15 protein-coding genes are annotated in these 16,357 nt (G+C 56.3%); 3 read left to right on the top strand and 12 right to left on the bottom strand.

Annotated elements, in window-relative coordinates:
* Positions 1-176: 176 nt before the first annotated feature.
* The 12 genes from LG204_RS08040 to LG204_RS07985 form a co-directional block, all read right to left on the bottom strand.
* The gene (locus LG204_RS08040) at positions 177-1,313 is read right to left on the bottom strand and encodes a glycosyltransferase family 4 protein (protein WP_230336782.1); all 1,137 of its coding nucleotides are present in this window, start codon (positions 1,311-1,313) and stop codon (positions 177-179) included.
* Positions 1,310-2,236, bottom strand: coding sequence for a mitochondrial fission ELM1 family protein (locus tag LG204_RS08035; protein ID WP_230336781.1), 927 nt, complete (start codon positions 2,234-2,236; stop codon positions 1,310-1,312). The genes LG204_RS08040 and LG204_RS08035 overlap by 4 nt, the downstream gene beginning before the upstream one ends.
* 265 nt (positions 2,237-2,501) lie before the next feature.
* Positions 2,502-3,467: a mitochondrial fission ELM1 family protein gene (locus LG204_RS08030; protein WP_230336780.1), complete on the bottom strand. Its 966-nt coding sequence runs from the start codon at positions 3,465-3,467 to the stop codon at positions 2,502-2,504.
* Between the two features lie 257 nt (positions 3,468-3,724).
* Positions 3,725-5,407 (bottom strand): 2-isopropylmalate synthase, encoded by a 1,683-nt coding sequence (gene leuA / locus LG204_RS08025; RefSeq protein WP_407664211.1) that lies wholly within the window; start codon positions 5,405-5,407, stop codon positions 3,725-3,727.
* 362 nt (positions 5,408-5,769) lie between these two features.
* Positions 5,770-6,771: an alpha/beta hydrolase gene (locus LG204_RS08020; RefSeq protein ID WP_230336778.1), complete on the bottom strand. Its 1,002-nt coding sequence runs from the start codon at positions 6,769-6,771 to the stop codon at positions 5,770-5,772.
* A 205-nt stretch (positions 6,772-6,976) separates the two neighbouring features.
* Positions 6,977-7,366: a lactoylglutathione lyase gene (gene gloA, locus LG204_RS08015; protein WP_013442706.1), complete on the bottom strand. Its 390-nt coding sequence runs from the start codon at positions 7,364-7,366 to the stop codon at positions 6,977-6,979.
* Positions 7,367-7,434: 68 nt separating this feature from the next.
* The gene (locus LG204_RS08010) at positions 7,435-9,201 is read right to left on the bottom strand and encodes a methyl-accepting chemotaxis protein (protein ID WP_230336777.1); all 1,767 of its coding nucleotides are present in this window, start codon (positions 9,199-9,201) and stop codon (positions 7,435-7,437) included.
* 141 nt (positions 9,202-9,342) lie between these two features.
* Entirely contained in the window at positions 9,343-9,594 is a 252-nt protein-coding gene (locus LG204_RS08005) for a YfhL family 4Fe-4S dicluster ferredoxin (protein ID WP_230336776.1), read from the bottom strand.
* A 9-nt stretch (positions 9,595-9,603) separates the two neighbouring features.
* Entirely contained in the window at positions 9,604-10,119 is a 516-nt protein-coding gene (coaD, locus tag LG204_RS08000) for a pantetheine-phosphate adenylyltransferase (RefSeq protein WP_230336775.1), read from the bottom strand.
* Positions 10,106-10,699 (bottom strand): 16S rRNA (guanine(966)-N(2))-methyltransferase RsmD, encoded by a 594-nt coding sequence (gene rsmD, locus LG204_RS07995; RefSeq protein WP_230336774.1) that lies wholly within the window; start codon positions 10,697-10,699, stop codon positions 10,106-10,108. The genes coaD and rsmD overlap by 14 nt, the downstream gene beginning before the upstream one ends.
* The gene (locus LG204_RS07990; RefSeq protein WP_230336773.1) at positions 10,689-12,005 is read right to left on the bottom strand and encodes a M16 family metallopeptidase; all 1,317 of its coding nucleotides are present in this window, start codon (positions 12,003-12,005) and stop codon (positions 10,689-10,691) included. Before LG204_RS07990 ends, rsmD begins: the two co-directional genes overlap by 11 nt.
* Before the next feature lie 71 nt (positions 12,006-12,076).
* The gene (locus LG204_RS07985) at positions 12,077-13,426 is read right to left on the bottom strand and encodes a M16 family metallopeptidase (RefSeq protein ID WP_230337867.1); all 1,350 of its coding nucleotides are present in this window, start codon (positions 13,424-13,426) and stop codon (positions 12,077-12,079) included.
* A gap of 309 nt (positions 13,427-13,735) precedes the next feature.
* On the opposite strand from LG204_RS07985, the gene ftsY reads away from it, so the two are divergent.
* The 3 genes from ftsY to ftsX are packed head-to-tail and all read left to right on the top strand — an operon-like array spanning position 13,736 to position 16,347.
* Positions 13,736-14,761 (top strand): signal recognition particle-docking protein FtsY, encoded by a 1,026-nt coding sequence (gene ftsY, locus LG204_RS07980; RefSeq protein WP_230337866.1) that lies wholly within the window; start codon positions 13,736-13,738, stop codon positions 14,759-14,761.
* Between the two features lie 33 nt (positions 14,762-14,794).
* Positions 14,795-15,448, top strand: coding sequence for a cell division ATP-binding protein FtsE (gene ftsE, locus LG204_RS07975; RefSeq protein ID WP_230336772.1), 654 nt, complete (start codon positions 14,795-14,797; stop codon positions 15,446-15,448).
* A complete protein-coding gene (gene ftsX / locus LG204_RS07970) occupies positions 15,445-16,347 on the top strand; it encodes a permease-like cell division protein FtsX (RefSeq protein WP_230336771.1) in 903 nt (300 codons plus the stop codon). The genes ftsE and ftsX overlap by 4 nt, the downstream gene beginning before the upstream one ends.
* The last annotated feature ends 10 nt before the right edge of the window (positions 16,348-16,357 follow it).

The raw sequence follows: 16,357 nt of genomic DNA, 5'->3' as shown, positions 1-16,357 counted from the left end.
CAATCTGTGTCAGCCATGTTTAATTTTGATGACAAGAAGAATATTTACACTAGTTACTGCTGTGGTCTAAATGTAAATTTCAGCTCGCTTTCCATATACCCACGACGTCGCTGGACATTTCGCGCACATGCTTTTCCAGCCCGCCATTACCATGGCTCGCCACGACTGACAGATCCTTATATCGGCGCCACCCCACTGGCTGGCATGGTCAGCTCCTGATAAATCGCCAAGGTATTTTCCAGCATGGTCTGCAAGCGAAATACCTGGTTTTCCGGCACCTGCGGTGCCTGTTGCAGCCATGCCAGACTCAGTTTCAACGCCGCATCCAGATCACCCACGGGTACCGCGCCCTGCGGTAGAAGCGCGGTCAGCTGCTCGGCCACGCCACCGTGCGCATAGGCAATCACCGGCACGCCCATGCTGAGCGCCTCCATGGTTACCCGACCAAACGCTTCCGGCTGCTGTGAGAGGGAAAATACAATATGCGACATCGCCATGATGTCTCGGATATCCTGCCGGTGACCGGTAAAGGTGATGCTGTCCGCGACGCCCAACCTTTCGGCCTGGAGCTTCAGCTCGTCCAGATAAGCCCCCTTGCCCGCCTGCACATCACCCACAATCAGGCCATGCACCTTGGCGCCTTGCTGCCGGAGTTGCGCCAGCAGGGTGATGAAATTCTCTTGGCCTTTCCAGCGGGTAAGTCGCGCAGGCAAGGTCAGCAGCTGGCGTCCCTGGGTTTCAGGATAATCGCGATACCACGCCTCCAGCCAATCGGCCCTGGGTTGATAGCCATAGCGATGCACGGCGGGATCCACACCCCGGTAATTCAAGCGCAATCGGCCCGCATCCACCGGGTAATGCTGCAAGACATAATCGCGGATCATCTTGGAAATGACGATCACGCGCTCGCCCTTGGTCATGACGGCGCTATAGGCAGAGACTGAATAGGTGCCATGTACCGTGGTTACCAGGCGAGGCCGCTTGGCAGGGTCCATGCCCTTCCAGGCCAGATAACAGATCCAGGCCGGGAAGCGCGAACGCACGTGCAGGATATCCACGGCATGCTCCCGCAAAAAATGCCGCAGAGGTCGTACCAGGCGCAAACTGAGGAAAGATTTACGGCCGATGGGCCATTGGAAATGCTCACTGCCCTGCTGTTCCAGCTGCTCCACCAGACGGCCACCGGCGGACATCACCAGCGAGCGGTGGCCCTGCTGCACTAGGTAATGCCCCAATTCCAGCGTGCCGCGCTCCACACCGCCTGATTCCAGCGCGGGCAACACTTGCAGCACAGTGAGTCTTTTTTTAATCATTCAGCTCCTAATAAAATTGCTGAGTGCATTGCGTGCTCACTATAAAACCATTTTTCGATGATCAACTTTGCGCAACGTTCTGCCTCAGAAAATCCTATAACTGGGCGCAAAAGCTGCTGATAGTTTGCATTGCTATCAAATCGAACAACCATTTTATTTAAGATGAGGTTTTCCAGACCGCGTGATATACGACTTTGTTTTTTAATATTCAAATTAAGAACGCCGACACCGACGTGTGCAGTCAAAGCTTCATAAACCATTGAAACTGAATCTTCTGATATCCAAGCCGTGTCAGAGTGGGCTAATTCATTAGCAACCCATCCAGGTTTTGTCTCACAATAAGGAACAACCTTGAGGTTATGCGCACTCAATGAGTTCAGACTTAACGTAAAATCAGCAGGGGTTCTTCGAGAGGTGGTTAATGTATGCCTTACCCAAGGTCGATGAGCGAGTAACTGACGAATCTGAGTTAATAGTCCCAATGTGTCCCACTGATAATGTTTTGAATAGCCCCCGATCATGATGAGTGCCTTGTCATGATGGTGTTGGCCTGTAGCATGTAATGGGTTGAGAACGCCTTGTGTTTCAACAAAAAAACCAGGACCTTGATAATGATCATGCTGAGGAATCAAACAAAGGTCAAACCATGTAAGTGGTAAGGTTGGAGCCATCAATACAATTGATTTTCCTCCGTAAGCTCTTTTTGCAGCCAGCATATCCCAATGTGTTCTATGGCCAGCACCAATTATCAAATCAGGTATTGGTAAATTATGCCCACCTTGCCAATGCCCAGTAATCAGATTGCACACAGCCTTCATACCGCCCTTCACCTCTATGTCGTAGTATTGGCAGGCCACATAACTTTGTATAGCCTTGACTAAACCTAATGACTGATTCTCATGGTCAGGCTTTCCATCCAGCAAACGCCAAATAATAATGGTACTCCGCCTCCCCACAACCACTACCTCCGACCGGATGAAACTGACCTAGTCTGAAAAAGGCGTATGCATGTATGAGGTTTAAAACCATCCTGGAGAAATCCGAAGTCGTTTAACATTTATAATCTCATTTAAAAAATAGAAATACCGTTTGGGTATTTTCATTTTCAGTTGCGAATGAGATTTTTGTAATTACCCCTGAGGGCAGTTATATTGTTTCCATAACTGCTTTTAAGCTTGCTTACCCGCCCTAAAAGACTTTAGACATCGCCACCTGTGGCACAGAAACCGGCACTGGTTGTAGCCAGCGGCGCAATATCCAGTCCGCACAGCGGTCAGCTTCGGTAAAACCCGCTACCGGATGCAGGCGTTGCAGGTAATCTGCATCGCTATCAAAACGCACGATCATGCCTTGCTGCAACAAGTGTTCAACCCCGCGCCACACCCGGTTTTCCTGCTTCAAAGGTAAATTCAGCAGCCCCACGGCCACTTGCGCCGTCAGCGCCTCGTACACCATGGAAACCGAATCTTCCGAGACCCAGGCGGTGGCAGACTGCGCCAGCTGCTCGGCCACCCAGCCCGGCTGGGTCTGGCTGAACGGCACCACCCGCAGATTGGGCGCAGAGAGCGCATGCAGGCCGACGATGAAATCCGCTGGCGTACGGCGCGAGGTGGTCAGGGTGTACTGCATCCAGGGGCGATGAGCCAGTAGCTGGCGAATCTGGGCCAGCACGTTCGCCGTATCCCATCCGTAATGCCGCGAAGGCCCACCTATCATGATCAGGGTTTTGTTTTCTGCATGCCCGCCTTCCGCATACAAGGGATTCAGCACGCCGCGCGTCTCGACAAAATTGCCACCGCCACGGTAACGATCATGCTGGGGGATCAGGCAAAGATCAAACAGGGCCACTGGCAGACTAGGCTGCATCAGCACCACGGCCTTGCCACCATGGGCGCGCCGCGCAGCCAGCATGGGCAGATGGGTACGATGCCCGGCGCCGATAATCAGATCCGGCAAAGGCAGGCCACGCGCAAAAGGCCAGGTAGCACTGGCGACGTTGAATAGCGATTCCACTTGCCCGCTGACACGGATATCGAAGGACTCGCAGGCCTGACGGCGCTGCAGGGATTTGACCAGCCCCAGCGTCTGGGTTTCGTGACCGGGTTTTCCATCCAGCAAGCGCCAGATGACGATAGGGTTAACCGCTGTACTCATTTGATTTGCGCCTTGAAGATGCACGAAAAGCATGGTGCGCAAGGCCGAATATCTCAAGAAGTGAAGCAATCGCCCTGCGCACGAACTAGAGCACACTATAGGGTCGCTTTATTGCGCGCCCACGTCAGAAAGATGACAGCGGCGTGATGGTTGGCAGTGGTTTGGTTGGTCTTATGAAAAGGCAATAAAAATCCCGAACCGCTTTCACGATTCGGGATCACGTTAGCTCAAGCACCAGCGTTATTCACGCACTGTAGCTAGTCCAACAATTGGCGACGCCCCTGCTCATCCAGCTTGCTGTACAAGCGATTGATACCGCTGACCACGGCGAGGATGGATGAGGTCACCAGATTCTGGTGCAAGCCGGCGCCATAGACACTGCCTGCAATGCCGGTCATGCCGAGTTCAGCAAATGCAACGGCCTGCGCATCGGCGCCACCGGTCATGGCCCGCTCTTCGTAATCCAGAATATTCACCGGATAACCCAAGGCATGCACCAGCGCATCTATCGGCCCATTGCCCTCGCCTTCGCGTACCAAGGTTTCGCCATGCAGGCGCATGGTGAGCTTGATATGTTGCCGGCCAGCATGCTCGGTCAATTCGTGCCCCACATAATGCAAGGGCTCCTTGGCAAACAGGTACTCGGCTTCAAACAGCTGCCAGATACCTTCGGCTGATACTTCCTGCCCGGTGGTATCGGTCAGCTTTTGAACGGCGGCGCTGAATTCGACCTGCATGCGGCGCGGCATGGACAAGCCGTAACCGCTCTCAAGCAGGTAGGCGATGCCGCCCTTGCCGGACTGGCTGTTGACGCGAATGATAGAGTCATAGGTGCGACCCACATCATGCGGGTCTATCGGCAGATACGGCACTTCCCACAAGGTATCCGGCTGTTGCGCGGCAAAGCCTTTCTTGATGGCATCCTGATGCGAGCCGGAGAACGCGGTAAACACCAGGTCACCGGCATAAGGATGCCGCGGATGCACAGGCAACTGGGTGCAATCTTCCACCGTGCGTGCAATGGCATTGATATTGGAGAAATCGAGCCCCGGATGCACGCCCTGAGTGTAGAGATTTAAGGCCAGGCTGACCAAGTCGACATTGCCCGTGCGTTCGCCATGGCCAAACAAACAGCCCTCGATACGGTCCGCCCCGGCCATCACTGCAAGCTCGGCGGCAGCCACTGCCGTGCCACGGTCGTTGTGCGGGTGCACGCTCAGAATCACGCTATCGCGGCGGGCGAGGTTGCGGTGCATCCACTCAATCTGGTCTGCGTAGAAATTCGGCGTGCCGACTTCCACCGTGGCGGGCAGATTCAGGATCACTTTGCGCTCGGGCGTGGCGCCCCATGCGTCCGTCACGGCATCGCAGACTTCCTTGGCAAAGTCGAGCTCGGTGGCGGTAAAAGTTTCCGGGCTGTACTGGAATACCCATTCCGTCTCCGGCTGCTGCTCGGCCAATTCGCGAATCAGGCGAGCGCTGTCGACGGCCAACTGCTTGACCTGCGGCTTATCCATACGGAACACGATGCGGCGAAACTCGGGAGCAGTGGCGTTGTAGATATGCACGATGGCACGCCGCGCACCGCGCAAGGCCTCGAATGTGCGGCGGATCAGGTCTTCGCGCGCCTGCGTCAACACTTCAATGGTGACATCGTCCGGGATATGCTTTTCTTCGATGAGCCTGCGTACAAAATCAAAGTCGGTTTGCGAGGCCGATGGAAACGCGACTTCAATTTCCTTGAAGCCGATCTGCACCAGCATCTTGAACATGCGCATCTTGCGCTCGGCATTCATGGGCTCAAACAAGGCCTGGTTGCCATCGCGCAGGTCGGTACTCATCCAGATGGGGGGATGGGTAATGGTCTTGCCTGGCCATTGCCGGTCAGCCAGGGCCACAGGCGTAAAGGGGCGGTATTTCTTATTTGGTTGCTTCAACATCATGGTCATTCCTGTTCTTGATAATTCGTTACTAGACAAAGACGTAGTCTGTGGCACACAGGTTGTCAGGCAGCCACCGGCACTTGGCCTGACAACCGGTCATTAGTCGTTCGCAAAGCAAAAACACAATATTCAACATGGGGTCGCTCTTTCTGAAATAGCGATGGATCAGCCCCGGTCTCACACGAGACGGGCAGCGGGTAAAGCCAATAATAGGGGGGGATTTAGATGCGCGCGACGCGCAGCAGTCGCAGGCCGAGGAGGTCGGCCTGCTGCAGGGAAAGTGCGGAGATGTTCAAAAATTGACGCATGGCAGTATCTTAATCAATCTGCCGCCATGCGTCAAACAGCAAAAAACGCTATCAAGCCAGATGCTTGCGGATTTCCTGTGCTGCCTGATTGAGAGCAGCCCGGGTAGGCGGTGTCAACGCGAGTGCATTCAGCAAGCCAAAATCATGGATGGTGCCAATGTAACGGGTGGCCGTCACTTTGACGCCCGCATCATTCAGCAGACGGGCATAGGCCTCGCCTTCATCGCGCAGCACATCGCATTCTGCGGTTTGTATCAGCGCAGGCGGCAAGCCCTGTAATTGCTCGGGCTCCGCTTTTAGCGGCGAGGCATAGACCTCGGCACGCACTTCATCATTCGGGGTGTAGTTATCCCAGAACCATTTCATCATGTTGCGCGTGAGGAAATAGCCATCTTCAAAATCGTCGTAGGAGCCGGTGTCAAAGTTGGCATCGGTCACCGGCCAGAACAGGGTCTGATGGCGTATGGTGGGGCCAAAGCGGTCTTTTGCCATGAGACAGACTGCGGTTGCCATATTGCCTCCGGCGCTATTGCCCGCCACGGCCAGGCGCTGACCATCCAGTCCCACCTCCTGGCCGTTTTCGGCTATCCATTTGGTGGCGAGATAAGCCTGAATCACCGCTGTCGGGTACTCCGCTTCGGGCGAGCGTGTGTAATTGACGAACACCACGGCACAGCCCGACAGCACGGCAATGTCGCGCACCAGACGTTTATGCGTAGGAAAATCCCCCAGCACCCAGCCACCACCGTGGAAGAACATGACCACAGGCAAAGGCGCCGTACCGGAGGCAGCCGGGCGCACGATATCCAGTTCGATCACGTGACCTTCACAATCGATCGTGAGTTGCCGCGTATCGATACCGCTTATGTCGACCATGGTTTCCTGCTGCGCCTGTTCCAGCACGTGGCGCGCTTCGATCGGGCTCAGCTTTTCCATCGGGGTGCTGTCAGCATCCGCCAGTGTTTGCAGGAAGGCGCGCGTTTCGGGGTCCATGCCGCGATAAGGGTCGCGCGTCTGGGAAAACGGTTTAATCAAGGGATCAAGTATGTTCACAATATCTCTCCATCACAAGGGAAAAAGCCGCTTTTGGAGCGGTGCATCGGGATATTGTGGCGGCGATGGCAGCCGGGCGCTGCCCGCTGTCGGCTGATTTGCGTGTAGGCGTATCTTGCCGTTTTGGTGGTGTAAATGAAAAATGGCTGGCCACATACTGGGCCAGCCATTTTTCAGTGTGGCGGGCGCCCGCCATCAGGGCGTATTAAAAAGTGCCTTTTTGGATGAACTCGACCTTGTAGCCATCGGGGTCTTCAATGAAGGCAATGACCGTGGTGCCGTGCATCATGGGGCCGGCTTCGCGTACGACTTTACCGCCCGCCTGTTTCACGGCTTCACAGGCTTTATAGGCATCATCCACCTCAATGGCGATATGGCCATAGGCGTTGCCTTTGTCGTAACTCTCGGTACCCCAGTTATAGGTAAGCTCCAGCACGGTGTTGTTCTGCTCGTCGCCGTAACCAACAAACGCCAGGGTAAATTTTCCGTCTGGGTATTCGTGCTTGCGCAATACCTGCATGCCCAGCACCTGGGTGTAAAAGGCGATGGATTTATCAAGATTGCCGACGCGCAGCATGGTGTGTAACAGTCGCATAGTCTCTCCTCATGGCAGTTTATTGTTGAATTAACTGCACTATTATAGGCCTTTGCAGGCTTATAGGCCTATGCGGGCTGCTGCTCGACCCAGTCACGATAGAGCTCGGGCTCGCCGCGCAAATGCCCGGCTTCCCCTTGATAGCCTGCCGTGCCATGCACTGGATAAAACTGCCAGCGCAGTTCCAGCGCCTCGCGCTCACGCGTGCGGCTGAAGTCACGGATGAAGGCATTCACATGCTGCAGCAAGGTATAGCTGGCCGGGTCATCCGCGACGGCCACGGTGTAATACCAGGGGCTGGGCGCGATATTGCCATTAAGCAACTCGATGCGACCATGCCAGGGGCTGTCCTTGCCATTGCAAGCCCAGGCAAAGATGGGCTGATCCACGGCAAAGGCATCGATCTTGCCATCGGCAAGGGCGTCGTGAATGATGGATTGATCGGTGTAGGCAATCAGGTTGGCCAGCCGTATGGTGCCGCGCTCCTCGCGCTTGTGTTTGCTCCAGCGCAGGCCCGCCGCCTCCAGCGTGGCAAAGGCGCCGGGGTCATTGATGCAGCCCAGCACCTTGCCCTGCAGGCTGCCCAGGCCGCTGATGCGATCATCCCCTGCTCGCCGCGCCAGCATGTAATGCAGATAGGTATACGCATCAGAATAGGCCACCTTGTAATAGCTGGCGCTGGGCGGCAAAGCGCTCCACACCAGATCAGCCTCTGGCTCGCCGCGGCTGCGGCCGATGTGCAGCAAGTCCACACACTGATCCCAGGGATGCTCGATAAACTCGATCTGCACGCCAAGATAGCGCGCAAACGCGGTGGCATATTCCACATCCAGGCCGCGCAATGCTTCGCCAGGACGCAGCCGGAATGACAAGCCCTTGAACGATGGCTCAATCGCCACGCGCAAAACGCCACGCTGCAGAATATCGTTCAGGCGATCATAGACCAGTGGTTTGTAACCGCCATCCTTGCGCAGCACGCGCGCCAGATGCAGCGGGAGTTGCAGCTCGGTAACGCCACCACTTTTCTGCAGATCCTCGGCCATTTCGCGCGCCCAAGCCACCTTGACGCGCTGCCCCTCATAACTGCCGCGATCCAGATGATGCATGGTCTCGATCACCTTGCCATGCTCCACCAGCGTTTGCATGGAAGTGCGTATCTCGCCAAAGGCCTGCTGCACCTTGGAAAACGCTGCCACTGTCTGTCTGTCCACCTGATCCACGTTTTCGCGGCTGGAATGGCCGAAGCCAATCAGCTGCTGCTGAAAATCCTTGAAATCCAGCATTTGCGATACTTCATTCGCATTCTGTACGGTATGCCGTGCCAGCTGGCGCACATGGTCAGCAACCACGCTGAAGCTGCGCCCGGCCTCTCCGGCGTGGGCAGCCTGAATAGCTGCGTTGACGGCAATCAACTCGAGCTCACGCCCTACCCGCTCCAGGCCGCGCACCACCTCGTTTACCTTGGACAGCTTGGCCGACAAGGACTGCTCCAGCTGCAACAAACCCTGCGACAATTCGCTGCTGGCTTGCGAAAAATCTTGCTGGGATTGTTCGCGCAGGCTTTCAGCCTCCTGCATGCTGCTTTGCATGCGCTCGGTCACCGCCTCCACTTCCGTCGTCATTGCACCAACACGGTTCTCCACTTCGACAAAACGCGCCGATTGGGTGCTTTCGGTGTTGAGCAACTGGCGCATCAAATGGGCCAGTCGGGCACCCAGGCCAGCGATACTTTTAATGGTTTCCGGGGTACGGGATGGCAGCTGCGGTGGCGCATACACCGGGGTTTCAGTGTCTTCGGACACCGCGTAATGCAGGGGGGAGCTAAGGGGAGTCATGTTAATCCTTGGCAAAATCAGCCTTGCCCAATATCGGCATTATCTGAAAAAAATAATACCAACACAGGCAAAAATTATGCCTAAAGATTAACAATGTTTACTTATATGAAATATTCACCCACGTTAAAGCTAACCGAGGTTTTATGCCTTGCCAGAAATTTTCAGATATTTCTCATAAAGCTGGTCGCGGTTTTCCACTACATCCGGGTCTAGCGGAATACAGTCGATCGGGCAGACATCCTGGCATTGGGGCTCGTCAAAATGCCCGACGCACTCGGTGCACAGTGCCGGATTGATGACATAGATTTCAGCGCCCTGCGAGATGGCGCCATTGGGGCAAGCCGGTTCGCACACATCGCAATTGATGCATTCATCGGTAATCATTAATGCCATGAAAAAACCCTATCGACCAGCGGCGTGGTCCAGTTTGCGCTGGATATGCGCCTGCACCAGCGGGGAAACAAAATTGCTGACATCGCCATTGAGCCGGGCGATCTCGCGCACGAGACTGGCAGAGATAAACATGTATTGCTCGGCAGGCGTCAAAAACAAGGTTTCTACCTGCGGAAACATATTGCGGTTCATGCCCGCCAGTTGGAATTCATATTCAAAGTCAGACACCGCGCGCAAACCACGAATCACCACGCGTGCACCCTGCGCCTGCACAAACTCCATCAGCAAACCGGCAAAGCCCATCACCTGCACATTGGGGCAATCCTGCAACACCTCAGAAGCCATGGAGACGCGCTCGTCCAGCCCAAAGAACGGTGACTTGCCCGGACTTTGCGCAACGGCGACGATGACGCGGTCAAACAGCCCCGCTGCGCGGCGCACGATATCTTCATGGCCGCGGGTGATGGGATCAAAAGTACCGGGGTAGACGACAGTCAGGCCGGTGTGGGATTCATTCGTTTGCATCCGCCAATTTTAGCAGGTGATAGCAAACATTGCCCGCTTTGCCGCTTTTCAGCACCTGCCAGGGCGGGCTATCCGCCAGCACATATTCGGCTTCGACATACACGCGCCCATCGGGTGAAAGCAAAGGGGCAAGCGCTGGCAACAGCTTGTCCAGCCAGCCCTGGTTGTAGGGGGGGTCAAGAAAAATGACATCAAAACTGCCCGGCTCAAGTTTGGTAGAAGTCGCGCTCAACAACTGCGCGGCATCGGCATTAAGCAAGCTGGCGCTATCTGCTGCCAACAAGGCCTTATTGGCTTGCAGGGCGCGAAAAGCCGGCAGCGATTTCTCCACCATGACCACTTCGCGGGCGCCACGGGATAAGGCTTCAAAGCCCAGCGCACCGGTGCCGGAAAACAGATCCAGACAGCGCATGCCGTGCAGGTCCTGCCCCAGCCAGTTGAACAGGGTTTGCCGCACGCGATCGGGCGTCGGTCGCAAGCCCGGGCCATCGGGGAAACTCAACAGGCGGCTGCGCCAGATGCCGCCGCCTATGCGGACCTTGTTGACACCGCCCGTCTTGCTGACAGTCTTAGTTGCCACCGACCACCACCGTGACCAATTTGTGGGTATCAATACGGCGACTGAATGCATCCTTGATCTGGGCCGTTGTCACGCTATTGATATTCTTGTTGAAATCTTCCAGATAGGTCAGCGGCAGCTTGTAAAAGCCGATCACTGCCAGGTAATCCAGAATCTTGCTGTTGCTGTCGAGGCGCAGTGGAAAACCACCGGTGATATTCTGCTTGGCAGCAATCAGCTCATCTTCCGTCACGCCGTTCTGCACGAATTTATCCAGCGTCTGTTCCACCACTTTCATGGCTTCCGCTGATTGCTCGCGCTTGGTCTGCAGGCCAATCTGGAAGGGGCCGAGGCCCGCCATGGGCATGAAGTAGCTATACACGCTATACACCAGGCCACGCTTCTCGCGTACCTCTTCGGTCAGGCGCGAAACAAAGCCACCACCACCGAGAATGTAATTGCCGACATACAGGGGAAAATAATCCGCATCGCCGCGCTTGACGCCAGGGTAGCCAATCAGGATATGTGACTGGCTGGCTGGATGCTGAATACGCTCATCCACGGCACGTTCCGGGTAAGCCACGGCTGGCAAGGCAGGCTGCGCATCCACCGCTGGCAGTTTTGCTGTCAAACGCTCGGCAATCTGATTCGCTTCTTCGCGCGTCATGTCGCCTATCATGGCAATCACCGCGCCCTTGGCACCATAGTGCTGCTGGTAAAACGCCTGCAAATCATCGCGCTTCAGCGCAGCGATGGTTTCAGGCTCGCCGCCATCCTCCAGCGCATAGGGGTGCGTGCCGTACAAGGCTTTCATGAAGGCCTTGCTGGCGATGCTTTCTGGCTGGGTAGCCGCTTCCTGCAGACCGGCAATGGCGCGGGCTTTTTCACGCTCCAGCGTCGCCTGTGGAAAATCCGGCTGCTGCAATACCTTGGCAAACACATCCAGCGCCTGCTCGCGCTCTCGGGCCTGGCTCAGGGTGCGCAGCTTGAAGGCTGCACGATCCGCATCCAGCTCGCCGCCCATAATCGCCCCGACATCGGCCATCTTGCGCGAGATTTCTTCGTCACTCATACCGGCCGCGCCCAGGGTCATCAGATAGCGCGTCATACCAGCCAGGCCAGACTTCTCAGCTACATCACGCGCGCTGCCCGCTTCAAAATTGACGCTGACATCAATAATGGGCAAATCGTGATTTTCAACAAAATAAACATCGGCGCCGCTGGCGGTTTTCCATTGCTGGATATTCACCGCGGCCTGGGCAGACAAGCTCAACACGACCGCGGCCATGCCTGTCAGGCATTTTGCATAAAGTTTCTTGATCAACATGGGGTTACCTTTGAATTCCGTAAGTTCAGGGTCCGGGCTGGCGTGAAAGTCGCCATGCCCGCGCTATAGGCTTAATGATCGCTGGGCCTGCCCTTGGGCTTGGCATTGGGATCAATCGGCTGCGGATCCAGCGTCGCCACGGTCAGGTTGTCATGCGTGAGATATTTGCGCGCCACTTCCTGCACCTGCTGCGGGGTCACCTGCTTGAGCTTCTCGGGGTAATCCTTGAGAAAACGCCATGAGTAGCCGATGGTTTCGAGCTGGCCGATCTGCATGGCCTGGTTGAACATGGAGTCGCGTTGATACACATCCGCCGCAATCACCTGCGCCTTGACCCGGTTAAGCTCATCCTCAGTAACACCGGACTGCTTGATATCCTCGATCTGCTGCAACAGCGCAGCCTCAATATCGGCGGCAGTCTTGCCTTCGCTGGGCGAGCCATCCAGCTCAAACAGGCTGGTCGCACCGCGCTGGGTAAGGTCATACCCTGCACCCACATCCACGGCAATCTGCTGGCTGCGCACCAGATTCTGTGTCAAGCGGGCTGAGGCATTGCCATCCAGCACGCCAGCCAGAATCTCAAGCGCGTAGGGTTCCCAGTCATTCACCGGATCACGCAGTGCAGGCACATGGAAGCCCATCAGCACATAGGGCAGCTTAGCTGGGGCCTTGACGATCAGGCGACGCTCGCCTTTTTGTGCAGGCTCCAGCTGCGGCTTGCGTACCGGCAATTTGCGCGGTTTCAGCGGGCCAAAATATTGCTGGGCCAGCTTGTATACTTCCTGCGCCTTTACATCACCCACCACCACCACGGTGGCATTGTTGGGGGCGTACCAGTTGTTGTACCACTCGCGCGCATCTTCCACGGTCATGTTCTCCAGATCATTCATCCAGCCCACCACCGGACGGGCATACGGGTGCGCCTGAAACACCACAGACTGGTATTGCTCGGCCACGGTGGATTGCGGCTTGTCTTCGGTACGCCAGCGGCGCTCTTCCATCACCACCTTGATTTCCTTGGAGAACTCTTCCTTGGTCAATTGCAGATTGGCCATGCGGTCAGATTCCAGCTTGAATGACAGCGGCAGCTTGGATTTTTCCAGCTGCTGGTAATACGCGGTGTAGTCACGGCTGGTAAAGGCATTTTCACGACCACCCGCCGCAGCCACCAGGCGGGAGAACTGGCCTGGCTTTACGTTCTTAGTCCCCTTGAACATCATGTGTTCCAGCAAGTGGGCGACGCCGGTCTTGCCATTCACCTCATCAATACTGCCTGCGCGGTACCACACCTGCGACACCACCACGGGCGAACGATGGTCTTCCTGCACGATCAGGCGCAGGCCATTGCTAAACTTGAACTCCTGGGTTTCTGCGGCGGCAACGCCGGGTAGAGTGACACTGGGCACCAAACCCAGCAGCATGACGATCCTGACTAATTTGCGACTCAACACCTTATTGTTCTCCTTTGATTTAGAGCAGCTAACAAAACCTGCGATACCGGCCAGACAAAATATCCCCTCGCGCGGTTTTGTTAGCTGCTCTTCTGCATCATTATAGCCAAGGCGCCTGGCGGCCCGATCAACTTTCAAGCCAGCAGTGCCATGGGCCATGCAACGTACAGGCGTGTGACCCATGCCCAGTCACTTAGTTTCGCCCCGCCATGGCCTGAATAGATTCGTGCATGGGCGGCCGAATACGACTAAAATAAGGCGAAATTCAAGTTGAAGCGTATGTTCGATTTTTTCAAAAAAGACAAGACTCCACCTCCCACGCCAGAAGCGCCGGTTGCCCCGGCCGTGCCGGATGCTCCCGCGACCGAGGTTACACCAGAGCCCGTGCCGGAAAGCAAGCTGAGCTGGACCGAACGCCTGAAGAGCGGGCTGGCCAAAACCCGCAGCCAGCTGGGCAACCAGCTTGCCGGGCTGTTTGGCGGCGGCAAGATTGATGAAGATGTTTACGAAGAGCTGGAAACCATCCTGCTCACTTCCGATGTGGGCGTGGCCGCCACGCAAGCCTTGCTGGAGCAGATTCGTCAGCGCGTGAAGCGCCAGAGCCTGAGCGACACCACCCAGCTTAAACAAGCCCTTAAAGATGCCCTGCTGGAGCTGCTCGCTCCACTGGAAAAACCTCTGGTAACCACTACCCACCAGCCATTTGTCATCATGTTGGCAGGCGTCAATGGCGCCGGTAAAACCACCAGCATCGGCAAGCTGGCCAACCTGTTTCAGGCGCAAGGAAAATCCGTATTGATCGCCGCGGGCGATACCTTCCGTGCCGCTGCCCGCGAGCAATTGCAGGCCTGGGGCGATCGCAACAATGTGCATGTGGTTGCTCAGGAAAGCGGCGATCCGGCCGCGGTGATTTTTGATGCAGTCAATTCAGCCAAGGCACGCAATATCGATATCGTGCTGGCCGACACCGCAGGTCGCCTGCCAACACAGCTCAACCTGATGGAAGAAATTCGCAAGGTGCAGCGCGTGATCGGCAAGGCATTGCCGGGCGCGCCGCATGAAATCCTGCTGGTGCTGGATGCCAATACCGGTCAGAACGCCATCAGCCAGGTCAAGGCGTTTGATGATGCCCTGGGTGTTACCGGGCTGGTGCTGAGCAAGCTGGATGGCACTGCCAAGGGCGGTGTGATTGCGGCGATTGCCCAGGCGCGGCCCATCCCCATCCGTTATATCGGCGTGGGCGAAAGCATTGCCGACCTGCGGCCGTTCAAGGCAGAGGAATTTGTAGATGCGCTGTTTTCGTGATGCGCTTTTCATACACGCTGCGCAGGAGCCGACATGATTAAATTTGACCAGGTCAGCAAACGCTATCCCGGCAGTGAGCAAATCCTGCGCAATGTCAGTTTCAACATTGAGCCCGGCGAGCTGGTATTTGTCGCAGGCGCCTCGGGGGCCGGTAAAAGTACATTGCTCAAGCTGATTGCCGCCACCGAGCGGCCGACGTCTGGCACCGTATTGATCGGCAACCAGAATGTCAGCAAGCTGCGCTCAGCTGCCTTGCCTTTTTTGCGGCGAAAATTTGGCCTGGTGTTTCAGGACCACAAGCTGCTTTATGATCGCAACTGCTTTGAAAACGTAGCGCTGCCACTCTATATCAATGGCATTACCGGACAGGAAGCCGGCAAGCGCATACGCGCGGCGCTGGACAAAGTCGGCTTGCTCGGCAAGGAAAAAGCCATGCCCATCACCCTGTCGGGTGGCGAACAGCAACGGCTGGCGATCGCCCGCGCCGTGGTCAGTCGGCCATCCATCCTGATTGCTGACGAACCGACCGGCAACCTGGATGAGGGCTATGCCGAAGAAATCATGGCGATCTTTTACGCTTTTCAGCAAGTGGGCGTCACCATTATTGTCGCCACGCATGACCAGCACGAAATCGCCAACTCGGGCGCACGCGTGTTGCGCCTGGAGCAAGGAACCCTGCAAGCATGAGACCGTGGATAAATCAGCATAAACAAGCCTTGCGCCTGGTATTGGGTCGCATGCGGCATCGCATGCTGGCCACTCTGGTCATGTGGTGCGTCATGGGCGTCACCGTGTGCCTGCCCGCCATCCTGTTTGTCATCGTGGATAACCTGAACCGCCTGACGGGCAATATCAGCACCGAGCCGCAAATCAGCGTGTTCATGAAACTGGATGCCGAGCCAGGCAGCGTCACGCGCCTGCAGCAATGGCTTACCCAGAGGCATGAGGTCGCCCGCGTCACCTTCATCAGCAAGGATGCCGCCTGGAAGCAACTACAACAGGAAACCGCAGGCGCCATCAATCTGGATAAAAACCCGTTGCCCGATGCATTCCAGATCGCGCCGCGTAACCATGACCCGGTCGCCATTGAGGCCCTGCAATCGCTCATCCAGAAGCAGCCAGGTGTGGAACTGGCCCAGATGGATGCCACCTGGATCAAGCGCCTGTACGCCATCCTGGAGCTGAGCAAGAAGGCTTTGCTGGTACTGGTAGGTTTGCTCGGCTTTGCCCTGCTCGCCATTATCGGCAACACCATACGCCTGCAAGTCGTCACCCAGCGGGAAGAAATTGAAGTCAGCAAGCTCATCGGCGCGACCAATCGCTTTATCCGGCGGCCCTTCCTCTATGCGGGCATGCTGTATGGCCTGGGAGGTGGCGTGGCCTCCTTGTTGTTGCTGGCTGGCGTTATCCAGCTGTTCAATTACTCGATTGCCGACATTGCTGCCCTCTACGCGAGTGACTTTCATTTGAGCATGCCGGAGCCCTTCGTTTGCCTCGCCATCCTGCTTATTCCGGTCGCGCTCGGCTGGCTGGGTTCTTACGTCGCCGTCGGCCGCTCACTGGCAAAGCTTGAATCCAGCCGCTGAGCCCCCATCT

This window comes from Methylovorus menthalis (assembly GCF_020523625.1).
GTDB classification, from domain to species: domain Bacteria; phylum Pseudomonadota; class Gammaproteobacteria; order Burkholderiales; family Methylophilaceae; genus Methylovorus; species Methylovorus menthalis.
The sequence above is the reverse complement of the archived record's forward strand: the minus strand, read 5'-3'. Positions and strand labels throughout refer to the sequence as shown.

Excerpts from the sequence above, each read along its gene's own strand:
- ftsX (WP_230336771.1), top strand. The coding sequence starts at position 15,445 with ATGAGACCGTGGATAAATCAGCATAAACAAGCCTTGCGCCTGGTATTG.
- coaD (WP_230336775.1), bottom strand. The coding sequence starts at position 10,119 with ATGCAAACGAATGAATCCCACACCGGCCTGACTGTCGTCTACCCCGGT.
- ftsY (WP_230337866.1), top strand. The coding sequence starts at position 13,736 with ATGTTCGATTTTTTCAAAAAAGACAAGACTCCACCTCCCACGCCAGAA.
- LG204_RS07990 (WP_230336773.1), bottom strand. The coding sequence starts at position 12,005 with ATGTTGATCAAGAAACTTTATGCAAAATGCCTGACAGGCATGGCCGCG.
- leuA (WP_407664211.1), bottom strand. The coding sequence starts at position 5,407 with ATGTTGAAGCAACCAAATAAGAAATACCGCCCCTTTACGCCTGTGGCC.
- LG204_RS08005 (WP_230336776.1), bottom strand. The coding sequence starts at position 9,594 with ATGGCATTAATGATTACCGATGAATGCATCAATTGCGATGTGTGCGAA.
- LG204_RS08010 (WP_230336777.1), bottom strand. The coding sequence starts at position 9,201 with ATGACTCCCCTTAGCTCCCCCCTGCATTACGCGGTGTCCGAAGACACT.
- LG204_RS07985 (WP_230337867.1), bottom strand. The coding sequence starts at position 13,426 with ATGCTGCTGGGTTTGGTGCCCAGTGTCACTCTACCCGGCGTTGCCGCC.
- LG204_RS08040 (WP_230336782.1), bottom strand. The coding sequence starts at position 1,313 with ATGATTAAAAAAAGACTCACTGTGCTGCAAGTGTTGCCCGCGCTGGAA.
- ftsE (WP_230336772.1), top strand. The coding sequence starts at position 14,795 with ATGATTAAATTTGACCAGGTCAGCAAACGCTATCCCGGCAGTGAGCAA.
- gloA (WP_013442706.1), bottom strand. The coding sequence starts at position 7,366 with ATGCGACTGTTACACACCATGCTGCGCGTCGGCAATCTTGATAAATCC.
- LG204_RS08030 (WP_230336780.1), bottom strand. The coding sequence starts at position 3,467 with ATGAGTACAGCGGTTAACCCTATCGTCATCTGGCGCTTGCTGGATGGA.